The 17,184-nt window shown below is 60.3% G+C and carries 20 protein-coding genes; 6 read left to right on the forward strand and 14 right to left on the reverse strand.

What is annotated here, in order from left to right:
* From SynMEDNS5_RS09235 to SynMEDNS5_RS09260, 6 genes are read right to left on the reverse strand one after another with little or no spacing between them, the layout of a single operon-like run.
* The gene (locus SynMEDNS5_RS09235) at window positions 1-1,008 is read right to left on the reverse strand and encodes an esterase-like activity of phytase family protein (RefSeq protein WP_255440118.1); all 1,008 of its coding nucleotides are present in this window, start codon (window positions 1,006-1,008) and stop codon (window positions 1-3) included.
* 7 nt (window positions 1,009-1,015) lie between these two features.
* A complete protein-coding gene (locus SynMEDNS5_RS09240; RefSeq protein WP_370593519.1) occupies window positions 1,016-2,443 on the reverse strand; it encodes an MFS transporter in 1,428 nt (475 codons plus the stop codon).
* 59 nt (window positions 2,444-2,502) lie between these two features.
* Window positions 2,503-3,468 (reverse strand): lysylphosphatidylglycerol synthase domain-containing protein, encoded by a 966-nt coding sequence (locus tag SynMEDNS5_RS09245; protein WP_186583124.1) that lies wholly within the window; start codon window positions 3,466-3,468, stop codon window positions 2,503-2,505.
* Entirely contained in the window at window positions 3,462-4,682 is a 1,221-nt protein-coding gene (gene larC / locus SynMEDNS5_RS09250; RefSeq protein WP_186583125.1) for a nickel pincer cofactor biosynthesis protein LarC, read from the reverse strand. The genes SynMEDNS5_RS09245 and larC overlap by 7 nt, the downstream gene beginning before the upstream one ends.
* A complete protein-coding gene (locus tag SynMEDNS5_RS09255; RefSeq protein WP_186583126.1) occupies window positions 4,679-5,317 on the reverse strand; it encodes a hypothetical protein in 639 nt (212 codons plus the stop codon). The genes larC and SynMEDNS5_RS09255 overlap by 4 nt, the downstream gene beginning before the upstream one ends.
* Window positions 5,317-5,967 (reverse strand): hypothetical protein, encoded by a 651-nt coding sequence (locus SynMEDNS5_RS09260; protein WP_186583127.1) that lies wholly within the window; start codon window positions 5,965-5,967, stop codon window positions 5,317-5,319. The genes SynMEDNS5_RS09255 and SynMEDNS5_RS09260 overlap by 1 nt, the downstream gene beginning before the upstream one ends.
* Window positions 5,968-6,046: 79 nt before the next feature.
* Here SynMEDNS5_RS09260 and SynMEDNS5_RS09265 point away from each other — a divergent pair, with 79 nt between their 5' ends.
* Window positions 6,047-6,811: a tetratricopeptide repeat protein gene (locus tag SynMEDNS5_RS09265; RefSeq protein WP_186583128.1), complete on the forward strand. Its 765-nt coding sequence runs from the start codon at window positions 6,047-6,049 to the stop codon at window positions 6,809-6,811.
* Here the strand turns inward: SynMEDNS5_RS09265 and SynMEDNS5_RS09270 are convergent.
* The gene (locus SynMEDNS5_RS09270; protein WP_186583129.1) at window positions 6,756-7,082 is read right to left on the reverse strand and encodes a hypothetical protein; all 327 of its coding nucleotides are present in this window, start codon (window positions 7,080-7,082) and stop codon (window positions 6,756-6,758) included. The two genes, SynMEDNS5_RS09265 and SynMEDNS5_RS09270, sit on opposite strands and share 56 nt — an antisense overlap.
* A gap of 60 nt (window positions 7,083-7,142) precedes the next feature.
* Between SynMEDNS5_RS09270 and xth the strand changes: the two genes are divergently transcribed.
* Entirely contained in the window at window positions 7,143-7,973 is an 831-nt protein-coding gene (gene xth / locus SynMEDNS5_RS09275; RefSeq protein ID WP_186583130.1) for an exodeoxyribonuclease III, read from the forward strand.
* Here the strand turns inward: xth and SynMEDNS5_RS09280 are convergent.
* Window positions 7,970-9,442: an FAD-linked oxidase C-terminal domain-containing protein gene (locus tag SynMEDNS5_RS09280; protein WP_186583131.1), complete on the reverse strand. Its 1,473-nt coding sequence runs from the start codon at window positions 9,440-9,442 to the stop codon at window positions 7,970-7,972. The two genes, xth and SynMEDNS5_RS09280, sit on opposite strands and share 4 nt — an antisense overlap.
* Window positions 9,443-9,577: 135 nt before the next feature.
* Here SynMEDNS5_RS09280 and hemL point away from each other — a divergent pair, with 135 nt between their 5' ends.
* Window positions 9,578-10,879, forward strand: a complete 1,302-nt coding sequence (hemL, locus tag SynMEDNS5_RS09285; RefSeq protein ID WP_186585943.1) for a glutamate-1-semialdehyde 2,1-aminomutase — start codon at window positions 9,578-9,580, stop codon at window positions 10,877-10,879.
* A gap of 5 nt (window positions 10,880-10,884) precedes the next feature.
* Complete coding sequence (locus SynMEDNS5_RS09290) at window positions 10,885-12,132, forward strand: carbohydrate porin (protein WP_186583132.1); 1,248 nt, start codon at window positions 10,885-10,887, stop codon at window positions 12,130-12,132.
* A 1-nt stretch (window position 12,133) separates the two neighbouring features.
* Here the strand turns inward: SynMEDNS5_RS09290 and SynMEDNS5_RS09295 are convergent, their stop codons facing one another.
* Window positions 12,134-12,628 (reverse strand): YajQ family cyclic di-GMP-binding protein, encoded by a 495-nt coding sequence (locus SynMEDNS5_RS09295; RefSeq protein WP_186583133.1) that lies wholly within the window; start codon window positions 12,626-12,628, stop codon window positions 12,134-12,136.
* Between the two features lie 25 nt (window positions 12,629-12,653).
* Window positions 12,654-13,220: a CHRD domain-containing protein gene (locus tag SynMEDNS5_RS09300; protein WP_186583134.1), complete on the reverse strand. Its 567-nt coding sequence runs from the start codon at window positions 13,218-13,220 to the stop codon at window positions 12,654-12,656.
* On the opposite strand from SynMEDNS5_RS09300, the gene SynMEDNS5_RS09305 reads away from it, so the two are divergent.
* Entirely contained in the window at window positions 13,219-13,722 is a 504-nt protein-coding gene (locus tag SynMEDNS5_RS09305; RefSeq protein WP_370593520.1) for an MAPEG family protein, read from the forward strand. The two genes, SynMEDNS5_RS09300 and SynMEDNS5_RS09305, sit on opposite strands and share 2 nt — an antisense overlap.
* Here the strand turns inward: SynMEDNS5_RS09305 and SynMEDNS5_RS09310 are convergent.
* Complete coding sequence (locus tag SynMEDNS5_RS09310; RefSeq protein ID WP_186583135.1) at window positions 13,719-14,633, reverse strand: SPFH domain-containing protein; 915 nt, start codon at window positions 14,631-14,633, stop codon at window positions 13,719-13,721. The two genes, SynMEDNS5_RS09305 and SynMEDNS5_RS09310, sit on opposite strands and share 4 nt — an antisense overlap.
* A gap of 56 nt (window positions 14,634-14,689) precedes the next feature.
* Between SynMEDNS5_RS09310 and SynMEDNS5_RS09315 the strand changes: the two genes are divergently transcribed.
* Window positions 14,690-15,133: an NfeD family protein gene (locus SynMEDNS5_RS09315; protein ID WP_186583136.1), complete on the forward strand. Its 444-nt coding sequence runs from the start codon at window positions 14,690-14,692 to the stop codon at window positions 15,131-15,133.
* A 3-nt stretch (window positions 15,134-15,136) separates the two neighbouring features.
* On the opposite strand, the gene SynMEDNS5_RS09320 is transcribed toward SynMEDNS5_RS09315, so the two are convergent.
* Genes SynMEDNS5_RS09320 through ebsA form a run of 3 tightly spaced genes read right to left on the reverse strand, consistent with a single transcriptional unit; the run spans window position 15,137 to window position 17,183 of the window.
* On the reverse strand, window positions 15,137-15,649 hold the full coding sequence (locus tag SynMEDNS5_RS09320) for a DNA recombination-mediator protein A (RefSeq protein WP_186583137.1): 513 nt from the start codon (window positions 15,647-15,649) through the stop codon (window positions 15,137-15,139).
* 36 nt (window positions 15,650-15,685) lie between these two features.
* On the reverse strand, window positions 15,686-16,774 hold the full coding sequence (locus tag SynMEDNS5_RS09325) for a phosphotransacetylase family protein (RefSeq protein WP_186583138.1): 1,089 nt from the start codon (window positions 16,772-16,774) through the stop codon (window positions 15,686-15,688).
* Window positions 16,775-16,802: 28 nt separating this feature from the next.
* Window positions 16,803-17,183 (reverse strand): type IV pilus biogenesis protein EbsA, encoded by a 381-nt coding sequence (gene ebsA, locus SynMEDNS5_RS09330; RefSeq protein WP_186583139.1) that lies wholly within the window; start codon window positions 17,181-17,183, stop codon window positions 16,803-16,805.
* Between the last annotated feature and the right edge of the window lies 1 nt (window position 17,184).

Raw genomic sequence — 17,184 nt, forward strand, 5'->3', positions numbered from 1 at the left:
TCAAAACTGAAAGCGACCGGAAGGGCAGCCTGAACCGCGACGCGGCACCAGCAGCGACACCCAGCTTCGCTGAAGCGGATTGAAATTGTCGTCACTCACCAGCACAAGCACGAGCCTGCCGTCATCGAGTTGGGGCCCCCAGGCCATTCCTTCCCAGTTATCGGCGGGTAACCCGGCCTCCAGCAGATCCCAGCCTTGGGCTGGGATCAAGGGCGGCGCTTCCTTCAGAGGGGACGCGGGCAGGGGCAGCAATTGCAGCTCCGCAGTCCAACGCTGGGGCGGCGCATAACTGCGCAGAAGCGCCAGCAAGGCCGGTGGAGCATCCAAGGCCAGAAGCTCCGTAAGGCCCAGGGAACGGGATGCCGCGGCCCCAGCGGGGCCGAGCGCGATCCGCCCCAGGGTCCGCGGCGGCTCACCGGTTGCCTGAACCGCCAGTGGCACCAGGTCTTGGCCTGCCAGAGGGCTGTCCTGCACCAGAGGAGCTTCAGCGGCCAGAACCAGATCACCGGCCGGTGTGCGCGTGAGCGATTCAGGCCCTTTGTTGGCCCTCAGCCCCTGCCCAGGCTGCTCCTGCCAGGCTGCAGGAAGCGAACGCTCCTCCTGAAGACGACCATTGCGCAAGGAATGACGCTGCAGCCTCGCCCGCCGCTCCGGGGTGCGGCGGCCTTCACTGACGATCCAGGCCTCGTCCCCTTCGAGCACCAGGCCTTCACCATCAAACCCTTCAGGCAGCAGCTCACCCTCAGAGTCCCTGAGCAGCAAGCGGGGGCCGGCTCGCAGAGCACCTCTCCCTGTCACCTGTGCACGCAAACCGCTGAACGGCACCAGATGCCCTCGGGGGGCATCACTGAGAAGCCAGAGCCGATCATCGTTCTGGTCGTAAGCCGCCGCCGAGAAGCCCCCCATCGGCTGTCCATCAGAGCCCGTGCGCGGCAGAGGAATCGTGCGCAGCAGCTCCCAACCAGCGGCGAGTGGACAGGGCAACACCTGAGCAGCAACGGGCTGCATGTCCATCTCAGAGGGTCTCCATATCCAGGCCCTTGGGTTCGATGCGGTAGAGCCAGGTGATCACTGCACCCAGCAGGGACGTGATCACCAGAACGGACAACACCTTCTCCGTTCCCCAGGTCTGAATCAGTGTGGGAAAGAAAAACGCCGTTAGCACCGCTCCCACCTTGCCCGATGCCGCGGCAAAGCCGGCTCCAAGCCCACGGATCTTGGTGGGAAACACCTCCCCGGCCATCAGATAGGTGGTGGCATTCGGGCCGAGATTGGTCATGAACTGGAACAGCAGGAATCCAGCAACGGTGAGAGGGAGGTTGGTGTGGCCACCAGCACCACCGAGAGACGCAAGGATCAAGCCAACCGCACAACCAATAAAGCCAGTGATCTGAAGCGGAATGCGCCCCCAACGATCGGCGAGAACGATGGCGGCTGCGATCCCCACGAGGAAGCCCACATCGATCAAGGCTGTGCCCTTGGCTCCGATCATGTCGTTCTGGATCAGATCGCCCACGGTGGTTGCCTGGTTCATCTCCCCGAACGCCATGGCGATGATCACGGGCGTGAAGATGCCGATTCCATAGGTGGAGAGATCCTGGAGGAACCAGGGAACGGACGTGAGGATGGTGGCGCGAACGTACTTACCGCGGAACAGCTTTATCCAATCGCGACTGCGCTGCTCTGGGGCGACCTCCTGAAGACGATCCACGCTGGCGAGGGAGAGGTTCTGACGGTTCAGCAACTTGCGCAACTGTTTTTCCGCTTTCTCTGGCAACCCGCGACTCACCAACCAGTGGCTGCTTTCCGGCAGGAAGAACCTCCCCCACACCACCGCTGCCACGGGAACAACAGGCACCAGGAAAAAGAGTCTCCAGTCGTTAACACTGGGCATCGCACTGAGGATGATCGCCGCGATCGCCGTGCCCAACACCGCGCCGATCGCCTGAAAGCTGAACGCACCCAGCACCAGTCGCCCGCGGATGGCGGAAGGGATGCTCTCTGAAATCACGAGGTGCGCCGTTGGGTAGTCGGCGCCTAACGCCAGCCCGATCACGAACAGGCTCAAGATGAGGATTTCTTTGGATGGTGCCGTCGCGGCAGCGATCAATGCCACGAGCAGCAGCACCATCTCCCCGATGAACACGGGCTTGCGCCCGAGGCGATCCGCCAGTCCGCCGAGCAGCAGTGCGCCAAACAGGATGCCGGCCAAGGTGGCGGCTGTCACGAACCCCTTGTCGAGATCACTGAGATCGAAGTCTCTGGCGATCAGGGGCAAACCCACCCCCTGCATGAACACGATCAGGCCCTCGAAAAACTTCCCTGCTGTGGCCAGAGACCAAACCAGCCATTGCATGCCGGAAAGAGGAGGGCTGGCCAGAGGCGCACCGTCCTCCCAGCGGGGGATGTCCTCGATATGCGCTTGAACGGAGCGTTTCGACATCACCAAATCCCAACCTCCCCACCTTGCGAAGAAGGCGAGAAGTCGGCACTAGGACGGGATTAAGACTTGGGCACCAGCCAACGTGCTGATAGAACCCTGTCCGCCCACACGCCACCGGCAGCCAACACATCCGCCAGGGTGACCACCAAGCGGTAACTCAACGCCACCGCCAGAAGCGGCGCTTCAGGAACCGACTGCCCCAGTCTCAGAAGAAGCATCGCCTCGAAAACGCCCAGGCCTCCCGGGGCTGCCGGCACCACCAATCCGGCCGTCCAGGCCAGGGCGAAAGCCGCCAGCCAGGCGGTGATCGGCAGCACCTGATTGAGGCCAAAGACATGCAGACAGGCCCAAAATCCTGAGAAACGGCAGGCCACAAACAGCAGCTCAGCCAGCAAGGGGCTCCATGGGTAGCCATCACGGCCGCTTCCGTACTGCTCGGGTTCAGTCAGAACACCTGACGAATCGTCCTGCACCCGATTGAGCTGGCGCAGCCGCTGACGCTCGAGGCGACGCAACAGCGGCTCCCGCCAGCGAGGCAGGAGAAGCAAGGCCGGCAGGGGAGCGAGAAGCGCAAGTCCGCCCTGGAACCCTCCGAAAGGAACCCAGAGCAGGGCGGCGACAGCCATCACCATGGGCTCAAGCAACACGGAAACCAGAGCCGGGCCTGTACCGATGGAGGGTGCCAGTGCCCTCACGCGCTTCACGAAATGCCAGATCCCACCGGGGAGGTACTTGAGAAGATTGCTGCTGAGATAAAGCGGCAACAAGGGGGTCTGGCCAGTGCCATGCCCCAGCCAGAGCACAAGGACTCTCCAACTGACAGCATTCACCACCAGGCTGAGCCAACTGAGCCCGAGGGCCAGCATCAGCCACCACCAGCCGAGGGTCGAAATCGTGAGGCTGCGCAGGCCTGCCAGGTGCCCCTTCAGCGCCCAAGCGACAAACGAGAGGGTCAGCAGCGTCACCCACAGCTTCAGGCCACCGGGCACGGAGCCAGACCATGGAAAGAGTCGCAGCTTCAGCATCGCCAGTCCTCACAGGGCTCGAACCCCTCACCATCCAGCTGCAGCTGACTGAGCAGCCGCGATGGGGACAATCCGCTCTGGTCGGCCAGCTGCTGCAGAGCATCGCGTTCCGGCTTGACCTCGAGATGGCCATCCGGACGCCGGGTCTGCTTGGCCGCCAGGTCCCCCCAGGACGTGGAGAGCGTTCCCCTGCGCCGGGGAAGCACCCAGCGCCCCTGGCGCCGTTCCCTCAGCCCCAGAGTTGGACTCTCCCGCCACCAGATCTGCCGCAGCCCCTCGGCAAAATCCGCTCGCACCAAGGCGGTCACGGCCGTGCCAGCCCGGCCTTTCTTCATCTGAATGGGAGCACAGGCCACATCCTGAGCCCCACCGCTGCGAAGCTGCTCAACCAACCAGGCGATGGCTTCAGCTGAGGCATCATCAATCCAGGCCTCCTGCACCACCAGGTCCTGCCACTGGGGTTGATCCGACGCAGAGCGCTGAGCAGGCTTCATCTGGATCAGACGCAACAGGTTGGGACGATCCAGTTGGCGATGCCCCAGCCCGATCCCTGTCGCGACCGGCTCAAGCACCGATGGCCAACCAAATCCATCAGCCTGGACGGCAATGAGTGCCAACCCTGTGGGTGTGGTGAGTTCGGCTTCAGGCCACTCCATGCCGCAGCGCAGGGTCAACCCATGCCGCCGGGCCAACTCCAGCACCGCAGGAGCGGGAACGGGCAGCACCCCATGGGCCGTGGTCACCGTGCCCCGACCAGCCGGTGGGGGCTGGCAAAGCAAGGAACTGACCTGCAGATGCTCCAGGGCAGCACACACTCCCACCACATCGACAAGGCTGTCGATCGCTCCCACTTCATGGAAATGAACTGCCTCAGGGTCGGTGCCATGCACCGCTGCTTCGGCCTGAGCAAGGGCTTCAAACACCGAAAGAACCCGCTGGCGCAACGGTGCAGCCAGGGGGGAGCTGCTGATGCGGTCACGCAGCTCACGCCAGTGCCGATGAGGCGGTTCCGCTTCCGTGCTCTCAACCACGAGCCGCAAACCACGCAAACCGCAGCTGGACGCCTCCTCAACCCTGAGGCTGTAGGCATGAGCGAAACCAAGCTGGTGCAGCGGCCGATGGATCACCTCCTCAGGAACGCCGAGATCCAGGCAGGCCGCTAGCAGCATGTCTCCGGCGAGGCCGGTGGGACAGTCCACAAACAGGGAGGTCATGCCGCCTCCGGTTCCAGGCCCTCCAGCAGCCGTTCGGCCACAGCCTCAAGATCATCGCGATGACGGCGCAGAAATTGCTCCACTTCTCGCCGCGCCCGGCGTTGCTCCCGTTGTGCTGTCTCCACGTCTTGCCCGGAAAGGCCCCAGATCCGTCCGAGCAAAGCCCGGTCATCCTCGCCTCCCCGCGCTGCCCCCTCGAGCAACACCTCAGCCACGATGCCCGCCTGCAGAACCCGACTCCAGCGGCGCAGCTCCTCAAGGGGCAGGCGTGCATGGTCTGGAAGTGCGAACTCGGTGGCCCCGTTGCAACGCAAACCGGCCTCCAGGCAAGCCCGCGTTCCAACCAGCACTCGTTTCACACCCATCTGCTCATCGCGGGCCACGAGCCAGTGACCCGCTTCATGGCGTGCCACCCGGCGCAACCGGGCTTTCCCCCCCGGAAGCGCTTCGGCCACCAGGTGCCCGCCCATTCCTTCGAGCTGGGAGGCATCCACCGTGAGTCCAAGCAGCCCACCGCCGATCAGAAGGGCGATCCACGCCGGAGACAAGCCAACGAGCGGCCCGAACACAGCCAAGGCAGTGCAGCCAGCAACGGCAAGACCCGCAGTGGTGGACGACACAGGCGACGACGCCATCAGCTGCCGACCGGTCGCGTGCTGGATGCACCGCGGCGGGCTGAACCACCGCGTCCCCCTTTACCGCCGCGTGTGGGCATTGGAGCAATGACTTCCGAGGATTCGATCTGAAGCAACTGCCCCTGTCGGCGCACATCAAGGCTGACGAAATGGCGCAGATGCTCCAAAGCCAGCTCGCCCTTGAGCTGAAGCTTGAAGGGAAGAGGCCGAAAGCCATCGGCTCGGGGTTGCTGACGCACCTTCACCACCACATCCGCAGTCTCGGCCTTGGTGTAAATGAGCTCCCCGCGAATGGAAAAGTAGTCATCACCTTCAGGCAACGTGTCCTCGGCGGGAGCACTGTCCTCAGCGTCATCCGAGCGCGACAGCGTGCTGGGTTCCCAAATCCCGGCGATTTGAAGATGCAGATGCTCCTCTTCTCGGCAGCGGGGGTACACAACCCACAGATGGGGCTGACTCATATCCAGATGTCGGCGCATCAACGTGAGCATCCGTCCGAGCACCACACAGTCCAGGGCCTGGCCATCGGCATCGATGAGCTGTCCGCGCGTGGACTTGTCGTCGGAGTCAGCACGGAACTCTCCGCGCACCACACCAATGGCCCTGTACTGAAGCGGCTCAGTCACCGCGGGAATGGGATGGTCGCGCATTGGTATTAAGGGCATTCACTAGCCCGGAAGGACTCTAGCCAGCGCTAGGGATTCCCTTCAGACTGTGACCTGATCACGCATGTCCGTGGCAGGGCTCCGCGACACACGCATCCGGAACTCCCTTCTGCTCATGCTGGGGATCGGCCTCAGCCTGCTGAGCGGATGGGTTGTGGCCAACAACGGATTACAGCCGCTCCAGAGCCATCGCAAGAATCAGGACAGGACTGCACCAGCCAGCGCAAGCCTGGAGCTGATCAGCGCACAGGTTTCGGCGCATCCGCGCGACTGGCGATGGGCGGTTCTGCTGGCAAGAACTCAGCTCAGCCAAGGGGATCAAGAGGCTGCAACGCTTACGTTGAAACGGCTGCGTGCGCTTCATCCCAACCACCCGGATGTGATCGCACTGAGCAGCCTCCTGGCCCTGAAGAAGGGGCAACTGAAACCGGAGGTGGATCAGCTAAAGAAGCTGTTCCAGCAATCCACGCCAAAGCAGCGGCTGAAACTTGGCCTAATGCTGGCAGATCTGCAGCGTCAGGCCGGAGAGCTGACAGGAGCGCGATCCAGCTATGAGCTGTTAATTAAGGAAAACCCAGACCGCGCCGAACCATTGCTGGCGTTGGCACTTTTAAAGCGCGATCAAGGTGAGGGCGACCGGGCATTGACCCTCTTGCGGCAGGCTGAACGCCTGGAAGGTGGAGGGGAGCTCGATCAGCGCACGTTGGAGTCCACCAAGCTGAGTTGGGCGTTGGAAGCAGCGCGCAACCAGTCGAGCGCCCGTCGGCTAGCGATTAAGGAAGAGTCCCAGCCGTCCCAGCAGAAGGAGCAGGCTGTTCGAGAGCCTTGAGTGCCGCGTCGATCGCATCCACAGGGTCGGTGGCATCGTTGAGCGATGTGGCCTGACGCAGGCGCTGCATCAACTGCATTGGATTGGTGGCGTCCAGCACCGATCCTTCGCTGTTATTGCCCGATGTTGTGTCCAGGATTCCCCGATCATTATTCGTCTCGAAACTCGGGCCTGTCTCGGAGAGAGACGTCTGGGCAGCGGCTGGCAAAGGAGCCAGCAGCAGAACGGACCATGCCACCGACAGTGCTCCGGATTTCAACAGAGAGGGCATTGGTCGACTCCGAGCCAGGACTGCGATGCTAAGGGTCACTGGCCATTAACAACAGGGTCTGTGCAGATCGCCAGCTGGAACGTCAACTCCGTACGGACCCGTCTGGGGCATGTTCTCAGCTGGTTGGATCGGAACAGTGTCGATGTGCTCGCCCTTCAGGAAACCAAAGTTGACGATCCTTTATTTCCGTTGGAACCATTCCAGGAGAGGGGTTACCACGTCAGCATTCACGGGCAGAAGTCCTATAACGGCGTTGCTCTGATCAGTCGCCAGCCCCTCGAGGATGTGCGCCTTGGCTTTACGGGCGAATTGCCTGATGACGCGGACGCCGAAGAGCTTGGTGCTCAAAAGCGCGTGATCAGCGCTCTTGTGGATGGCATACGGGTGGTGAATCTCTATGTGCCGAATGGTTCGAGCCTGCGTTCAGAGAAGTACAACTACAAGCTCAACTGGATGGGCTGCCTGGAGCGCTATCTGCGGTCTGCGGAAACCAGGGATGAACCCCTCTGTGTAGTGGGTGACTTCAATATCGGGCCGGAAGCGAGGGATCTCCACAACCCCGATCGACTCACCGGAGGCATCATGGCCTCCGAGGCGGAGCGAGAGGCTCTCCTCAAGGTGCTCGGATCCAATCTGGGGGACGCCTTTCGCCTGTTTGAATCAGGCAGCGGACACTGGAGCTGGTGGGACTACCGCAGCGGAGCCTGGAACCGCGACAGCGGATGGCGGATCGACCACATCTATCTGAGCAGTGATCTGCAGGAACTGGCCCGAAGCTGCAGCATCGACAAAGAAGAGCGGGGCAGGGAGCAACCGAGCGACCATGCTCCGGTGGTGGTGGATCTGGCCTGGGACTTCGGCGATGAGGGCGAAGACACAGAGCTCGATTAATAAACCAGAGCCTCGTCGGGCAACCGACGCCCGGAGCGCTCCAAGGCGACGAAGCGCCGCTGCGATTCACCACAGCTCTTCGGAGTGGGGAAGATCTTGCCCGGATTGGCCAGACCGTCGGGATCAAAGGCCAAGCGCAGTCGCTTCATCGTTGCGAGATCGTCCTCGCTGAACATGCGATCAAGGAAACAACGCTTGTCGCTGCCTACGCCGTGTTCTCCACTGATGCTTCCCCCTGCCGCAAGGCAGAGCTCCATGATGGCGGCACCAAGGGTCTTCACCTTCGCGTTCACACCGGGATCCGAGGCCCGATAAAGGATGAGGGGGTGAAGGTTGCCATCACCGGCGTGAAACACATTGGCCACCACTAGACCATGCTCAGCACTGAGGCGGTCGATGGCAGCCAGAACGGACGGAAGGGCCGTTCGCGGAACGACGCCATCCTGCAGGTAGTAGCTGGGGCACTGGCGCCCCAGAGCCGAGATCGCACTTTTTCGGCCCTTCCAGAGCCTGGCGCGCTCGGTTTCATCCCAGGCCTCTCGCACCCGCCCTGCTCCTGCCTCGCGGCAGAGGCTGATGGCCAGCGTCACAGCCTCCTTCACTTCAAGGGCCTGGCCATCCAGCTCAATCAAAAGAACAGCACCAGCGTCCGGGGGGTATTCCTCCTCGCCGAAGGCGGCATTGACCGCTGCAATACAGGTGTGATCCATGATCTCCAAACCGGCAGGCAGCACTCCGGCAGACGTGATCCGTCGTACGGCCTCACCCGCCGCTTCCATAGAAGGAAAGTCGGCCAGCAGCACGGCAACCTCCTGGGGCGCCGGCAACAAACGCAAGGTGATCTCCGTGGCGATTCCCAGCGTGCCTTCGCTGCCGATGAATGCTCCGCGCAGATCGATGGCACAGGTCTCCGAGAGCTCTCCCCCCAGTTGTGTGACCTGGCCATCAGGCAACACCACCTGCATCGACAACACGTGATTGCTCGTGACTCCGTACTTAAGGCAGTGCACGCCGCCGGAGTTCTCAGCAACATTCCCACCGATGCTGCAGACCACCTGGCTGGAGGGATCGGGCGCGTAATAGAAGCCATCACCAGCCACTGCACGGGTCACCCAGCTGTTGATCACGCCGGGTTCCACGGTGATCGTCTGGTTGCTGAGATCCACGTCGAGAATTCTGCGCATCCGGCTGGTCACAATCAAAAGCGCCTCCTCTTCCACCAGGGCGCCTCCAGACAGTCCGGTCCCGCTGCCCCTGGCAACAAAGGGGATGGAATGGTGATGACAGGCAGCCACGATGGCTGCAACCTCATCGGTGCTTCTGGGAAGCACCGCAAGTGGAGGCGCATGGCGATCCATGGTGAGCCCGTCGCAGTCGTAAACAAGGAGTTCTTCGCGGCGCGAGACCACAGCCTTGGGATCAAGAAACCGCTTCAGATCACGCTCAAGTGCTGCCCAGTCGTGAACCACTCCCGGTCTGCAAGACGCCCATAACCTAGAGAGCAAACGTGTCAAACCCTGCCTTCCGAAACAGTTCCAGCAATTTGGGTCGTTCTTGGGTCAGGATGTTGCACGGTTTGCATCGGCCCATTGGCTTCCGCCCCTGTGACTGCACCCACCCTCAACACAACCCGCTCCCAGGAGTTGTTCAGTGCCGCACAGGCCCTGATGCCCGGTGGCGTGAGCTCTCCGGTGAGGGCATTTCGTTCCGTGGGAGGGCAACCGATCGTTTTCGATCGGGTCAAGGGGCCTTATGCCTGGGATGTGGATGGAAATAAATACATCGACTACATCGGCAGCTGGGGGCCTGCCATCTGCGGCCATGCCCACCCTGAGGTGATCAGCGCTCTCCAGGAAGCGATTGAAAAAGGCACGAGCTTCGGCGCTCCGTGTGCACTTGAAAACACCCTGGCGGAGATGGTGATCGACGCCGTCCCCAGCGTGGAGATGGTGCGCTTCGTGAACAGCGGCACAGAGGCCTGCATGGCGGTGCTGCGTCTGATGCGTGCCTTCACCGGTCGCGACAAGGTGATCAAATTTGAAGGCTGCTACCACGGGCACGCGGACATGTTCCTCGTGAAGGCTGGCTCTGGAGTGGCCACCCTCGGACTCCCCGACTCTCCCGGCGTACCCAGAAGCACCACAGCCAACACTCTCACCGCTCCCTACAACGACCTGGAAGCGGTCAAGCAGCTGTTTGCTGAAAATCCAGACGCCATCTCTGGAGTGATCCTTGAGCCAATTGTGGGCAATGCTGGGTTCATCCAACCCGAACCAGGCTTTCTCGAGGGTCTGCGGGAGCTCACGAAGGAGCATGGAGCTCTGCTGGTTTTCGACGAAGTGATGACCGGATTCCGTATCAGTTACGGGGGAGCCCAGGCACATTTCGGTGTCACTCCGGACCTCACTACCATGGGCAAGGTGATCGGTGGCGGCCTGCCAGTGGGTGCCTACGGCGGACGCCGCGACATCATGGAGATGGTGGCTCCCGCCGGCCCGATGTACCAGGCGGGCACCCTGAGCGGCAATCCTCTGGCCATGACCGCTGGCATCAAGACGCTGGAACTGCTCCGTCAGCCAGGCAGCTACGAAAAGCTGACTGCGACCACCGAAAAACTCATCGCTGGTATCAAGGAAGCAGCATCAGCCGCCGGCCTGGCGATCACCGGGGGCAGTGTCAGCGCAATGTTCGGATTCTTCCTCTGCGAGGGTCCGGTTCGCAATTTCGAAGAAGCGAAAGCCACAGACGCTGAACGCTTCGGCAAGCTGCATCGGGCGATGCTGCAACGCGGTGTCTACCTGGCACCCTCAGCATTCGAAGCCGGATTCACCTCACTGGCGCATTCCGACGGCGATATCGAAGCAACGCTTCAGGCATTCCGCGAATCATTCGCTGAAATCGCTTAAACCCAGTGCGTTCCGCGATCAGGTGCATCGGCGCTGCCACGTTGTCGGTCGTGCTAGGCGCACCTGTTGAAGCGGGTCCATTTCAGACATTTCTCGGTCTTCCGGACTGGGTTGACTTCAGCATTCAGTTCACCTCTGAGCCGATGGGAGGCATCCAAGGGGGCCTCAATCCATCGGTCAGCAGCTGGTTTCAAAACACGGTGGTGGGACTGAGCGTGGGCAGCGGCCTCAACAAGCCGGAAAAAACCTGGAAGCCACTGGATCACTGGCAGGTGAATCTTGAACTCACCAATCAGGCAGGGAACCCCAACCTCAACACGGAGCTCGGCTCAGAATTCACGCTTCAAACCTTGGTGAACCCGGTTGGCACCTGGATCACGGCCGCCAGTGTGGAGCGCAATCGCGGCGAAAGTTGGTGGAGCGCATCCGCAGGCTTGCTGTCGATGGATCCAGACTTTCTGGTCACGCCAGCGATGAATTCATACATCAATTCAACCCTCAACAACACACTCAACCTGCTGGTGGTTGGCCTGCCGATCAATCCCTTTGTCACCCCTGGCGTGAAAGTGGCAGCTCACTCAGAAACCATGGGCTCACTGACCTATGGATATTTCTATCTCGATCCGGAAACTTCGATCGCCTCCAGCCTGGGGGTCAACCCTGAGCAGCCGCAGGTACGAGGGGGTGTCCAGGCCCTGCAGTGGAGCACCAATCCACTGAGGTCGCGCCAGGATCTACTTGAACCGATTCGTGTGAACAACAGCCCCATCACAGTGGAGCGCCTGTTGCCTGCACCGGAGGCGCAACTCGGGAGCTATCTCGCCTCCACGCAGCTTCCATCAACGGAAACGGCGGGAGTGGGTTCAGGCCTGAACCGTGGGATCTACGGCTCGCTCACCTGGCCGTTGAAACTTCCTCTGGGAATGGACAACCGACTCTGGGCTGCAGGGAGCCTCAGCCTTGATCCTGTGAACAACCCGTTCCCCACATTCCTGGGAGGCGGTTGGCTTTCTCAAGGCGTACTGCCCAACCGTCCACTCGATGTTCTCGCTCTTGGATTCAGCCGCACCAGCTTCAGCCCAACCCTCTCTCCAGGCGCCACCTATGAAGGTGTGATTGAACTCAATTATTCAATACATTTGTCTGAGACAGTGCAACTGCAACCTGTTATGCAGTGGGTGATCAATCCCGGCGGACAAGGCCAAATTCAAGGCATCTGGGCCGGAGGTGTTCAGTTGAATCTGAATCTATGAGTCAGCGATAGTTTTCAAACTGAAGGGGAACATCTAGATCATCCTCCTTAGAACGCAACAACTGAATCACCTGCTGAAGATCATCTTTACTCTTTCCGGTCACACGAAGGCTTTCGCCCTGGATCGCAACCGTTACCTTTTTCAGCTCATCACGCACGATCTTGCTCATTTTCTTGGCCAGCTCCTGACTGAGGCCTTTCTTCAACTGGATCTCCTGCTTGACGCGATTGCCTCCGACTGCTTCAGGCGTTTGAAAATCAAAAATTTTCAAAGACAAATTGCGCTTGGTCGCTTTTGCACGGAGAACATCTTCAACGGCTTGCAACGTCATATCACTGGCGGTTGTAATCACCACCGCGGCGTCTTCCAGCTCAATCTCAGTATTGGAGTCTTTCAGGTCGTATCGCTGGCCAACATCCCGCCGCACCTGGTCGAGAGTGTTGACCAACTCCTGGCGATCAAAATCAGAGACGACGTCGAATGAAAACGTTGCCATCGTTCAGATCTTCACTTCGACCACCCTAGCGCTGGGGCACCAACGTTCCTCTGATTTCTCCATTGGGATATTTCTTGGAGTGAATATTGACATAGGTCTGGGATCCCATCAAAGCCTTGAGATCCTTGGCCTCGATCTGCACAGAGCCTTTGAGGCGTCCAGCGCGGATCCCTTCAGGCAGGGGCCCACGGCTGAGCTTGAGGGTGGGTTGAAACTTGTCTGTGGTGTTGAGCTTGTAAAGCACGCCCACATTGGCGCCGGGCATCCCTTGGGGTGTGGGGCCATGGATATGAATCCCTCCATGCACGGCGGGGAGAAACAGCCCGCCACTGGAAAGATCCTGAAACGCGAAATCGAAGTGAAGCGTGCGCGTCTTGGCGTCGTAATACAGACTTTTGGGATCAATCAGGCCACCCGTCGCAGATGAATCCGTTTTGTCTGCAAATCCCTTGCCGGAATCTCCGTTACCAGGCAACAGGCCATTTCCTTGTTCCCCGGTGAGCCGAAAAACAGTGACGTCAGCGACGGCGGGCATCGCCGTGGCGACAACGCCCAAAGCGAACACACCTGGAATCAGCAGAGCACGGCGCATGGCGATTCAGGCGATTCCTATCGTCATAGCCATTGCGCTGTTCATTGTGAACTTGATTGATCTCCTGACCCAAACACCCGCTGCCCCCTACGCCTGGTCGCTGGTGCTGTCGGGTGGCGTGGTGATCGCCAGCGTTGTGCCCCTCGGCGCGGCTCGCTCTCAGGCCAATTTCACCATGAATGACATGAAGGCGCCCCGCGCGATGTTTGAGCGCCTTCCCGCTTGGGGACAGCGGGCCAGTTGGGCTCATCAGAACAGTTTCGAAGCCTTCACGCTGCACGCCCCTGCTGCACTACTGGCCCTGATGGCTGTGCTGCAACTGGGGCCGCTGGGTGGACTTGCGATTCCTGCGGCTCTGCTTCAACCCGTGCTCAGACTGGTGTACCTGCCGGCCTATGTCGCCAACGTGCCACCTCTAAGAGGTCTCTGCTGGGCAGGAGCCCTCTCCTGCACGGGAATTCTGTATCTGGAGGGGCTGCGAGCCCTGATTGCAACGGCTTAGCGATCTCCCTGCTGGAACTGTTTCAACGCCGCCAACAGCGACGCCGGGGACTGGGGATCCACCATCAACACGCTGCCCGCGGGTGAATCAGCCATGCGTTGCCCCATCTCCATCCAATTCTCGGCAAGCATTAAACGGATCGCCTCTTCCGTTTGCGGACTCTCTGCAAGAGCTTTCGCAACCACAAGAGCAGCCTGGGATTTCGCTTCAGCCAGAACGCTCTGCTGATTGGCCTGGGCTTCGGCATCCAACATCAGTGCCTCTTTCTGAGCTTGCGCATCGAGCACAAGAGCTTCAGCCCGCCCCCGTGCTTCGTTGAGCTGCGCTTCCTTTTCTCCTTCGGAACGCAGAATCGCAGCCCGTTTTTCCCGTTCTGCCGTCATCTGAGCCTCCATTGCCTGCTTCACCCCTGGGGAAGGATTGATGTCGCGCATCTCCACCCGGGTCACCTTCACGCCCCATGGATCCGTGGCTTCATCAAGTGCCCTGAGAAGCAATTCATTCACTTCACTGCGTGTCGTGAAGGTCTGATCGAGATCAAGTTTGCCCATTTCGGCGCGGATCTGAGTCAGCACCAGATTCACCATTGCTGCCTGAAGATTGTCAACGGCGTAATAAGCCTGGGAATGTTCAAGAAGTTGCCAATACACCACCGCATCCACCTCAATGGAAACATTGTCTCGCGTGATGCAGAGCTGAGGAGGAATATCCAGCACACGCTCTTTCAGTGATTCGTGGCTCACAACTTTTTCCACCACAGGAATCACAATGGACAACCCGGGCTGAAGCTCGCGATCGTATTTCCCAAGACGCTCCACCAATCTCGATCGGCCGCCGCTGGTGACTTTGACGCTGCCGGTCCCCAGAAGCGCTAGCAGGAGCAGAGCGGGTAATCCAACAAGAGCTTCCATGATTTTTGGTTTTCCTCAACGATAGAGACCAGAGTGAGAGAAGTCAGTCGCTTGCGATGCCTCCTCTTGCAGTCCCTCTGGTTTGGCTACTGCTGGCAGGGCTTCTGTTGGCCATCGAGTTATCACAACCAGGCTTTGACGGCCTGATGGTGGCTGTGCTGGGAGGACTGAGCCTCTCCGTGCTGACGGCCCTCCTCCCTCTGCCGATCTGGCTCCAGATCGGCCTTTTTGTCGTGATCACTGTGGCGGGGACCCTCTGGCTCAGCCGCTGGTCCGCCAAGCGCACACCATCGTCAAGTCGCCGCAGACTGAACGAAGACACCGCGGAGGTTCTCGGCACCATCACTCCAGGTGGAGAGGGGCGGGTGCGTTGGCATGGCCAAAGCTGGGCCGCAAGTTCGCTCGACCTGGAGCAAACCCTGGAGGCCGGAGACCAGGTGCTGGTGATGGGGCGAGACGGAACCCAACTTCAAATTCTTCCAATCAACGCTCTGCGCTGACCTTCAGTCGAAATACAGCAGGCTCACCACTTTCCCCATGTCCTCGGCGTTGCGGCAGCTCGCGAGCAGGGTTTCGCTGTCATGAAAGGCCAGACAGATCAGCTGATCACAGCGGGTGATGATGTCCTGATTGCAGAGACTGCTTGCCATCGGCAACGACAGGTCGTCGTGCTCAGGCTTTTCAATGAGATGCAGCACTTGTTCGAGCTGATCCTGGATCTCAGGTCCCTGGCGGCTGAGGCTTTGGGGAAGAAGCACAGTGAGCTTCGAAGCATCCACAGCCAGAACACCTCTGATCACCGCCGCATTCACGCCCTGTGCTCCAGAGGTGACCAGGGAATGACCTTCCTGTGCCAGAGAGCGTGCAATCAGCTCAATGAGGTGGATCGCCACCACAGGAACGTGACGGCTACCAAGAATGGCGATGCGCCGTTGACCCTTGTCCTGCAGCAAGGCCAGTTCCTGAGCAAGGGTGTCGACCTTGTCCAGTGCAGGAAGATCGAGGGATCGGCTCAATGACGACGCGCGTGCGTGTCTTGAAGTTAGCAGCGATCAAGCCAGACCAACGGCCTTGATGAGGTCGTTCAAACGGCAATGCTCTTCCACCAGGCGAAAGGCGTAGGTCGCTTTGACCGCTTCATGCAGCCGCACATGGCCAAAAGCCTGCTCGATTACTTCGACCGTGGCCAAAGTGTCGTGATCCACTTTCAGCAATGGGACTTCCAGCTCATCAGCCCGGTTGATCAGCTGCGGCAGAGGTTCGCCAGCACCGGTGAGAATGAGGCACTGGGTGGAGGCCTCCAGAGCAGCCAGCTGAATGTCGGTCCGGTCCGCGCCTGTCACCACGGCCATGTTGCGGCGACGCCTGAAGAACTCCATCGCCGAGTTCACATTCATGGCACCGATGCTGAGGGTTTCCACCAGCAACTCCAGCTTCTCGGGGCAGCAGATCACCCGCGCATCCAATCGCCGTACCAGCTCGCCCACTGTGACGCTGCGCAACAGGGGAGAGCGGGGCATCACCCCGAACACAGAGAGGCCCAACCTCTGCAGGGCTGGAACCACCTCTCGTTCGAGCCCTTCAACCTCATCAGGGGTGACCGCATTCAGCACAACGCCACACAAGCGATCCCCGAGTTGCGTCTTCGCCGCAAGCAGAGCATCCACACTGCAGCTGTCTTGCCAGAGGTGCACCAGCACGACGGGGGCATCAAGATCATTCGCCAGCTGCACCAGACTCAAGCCATAGAGCAGGCCTTCGTGGAGATTACCGGCAGCCTCAAGAAGGGTCACCCCACCGTCAAACCCAAGGAGTTGCTTCCGAAGATGATCCAAACCATTGCCCGCAGTTAACAGGCCCTCCGCCAAACGCTTCTCGGCGGTGGACGGCGACAGGAGATGAAGCGATGAAATCAACTCCTGATCATCAAGACCAAGGGTTTCACCAACAAAACGAACATCGTCATCGATCAAAGGATCGGGCAAGGCACCTTGCTCAGGCATCCAATCGAAACTGGTGGCCAGGGGTTTTCCAAACCGAACGCGTTCACCGGATGAGAGCAGATGGCGCGCCAGGCCCAACACAAGGGCTGATTTGCCACTGAAGGGTTCACAGGATCCGATCAGCAACGTGGAGCCCATGCGGGAATTTGGTGGTTCTTGTTGCAATTTAAAGGGGTCGGTCGTCCGCGAACCTGCTGAGCAGGAGCCATTGCCAAAAGCTGTCAGGAAGATCGTTGCCGCGGCCATGCACCGGCCCCTCCATCAACCAGCTCAGCAACTGATGAGCGGGACATTCGAAGCGGTAATCAACCCCGGGATGACTCTCAAAGCGCAGATCACAACGACAGGGTTCAAGCGGGGCCTGCACTGGATCCCAACGCAGAAAAAAACGATGCGCAGGGGCATCGACCAGCGTCCGTTCACCGGCATGCTCCCCAAACGGCAGCATGGCCAGCGCCTGCCTGAGTAAGGATTCCCTCTCACGCCCCCCGCAGTAGGGAGCAAAGAGCGCCAACTGAGCCTCCCAGGAAAGGCCAGACAAGGTCATA

Origin of the sequence: Synechococcus sp. MEDNS5, from assembly GCF_014279875.1 — a bacterium.
In the GTDB taxonomy this organism is placed as follows: Bacteria; Cyanobacteriota; Cyanobacteriia; order PCC-6307; family Cyanobiaceae; genus Synechococcus_C.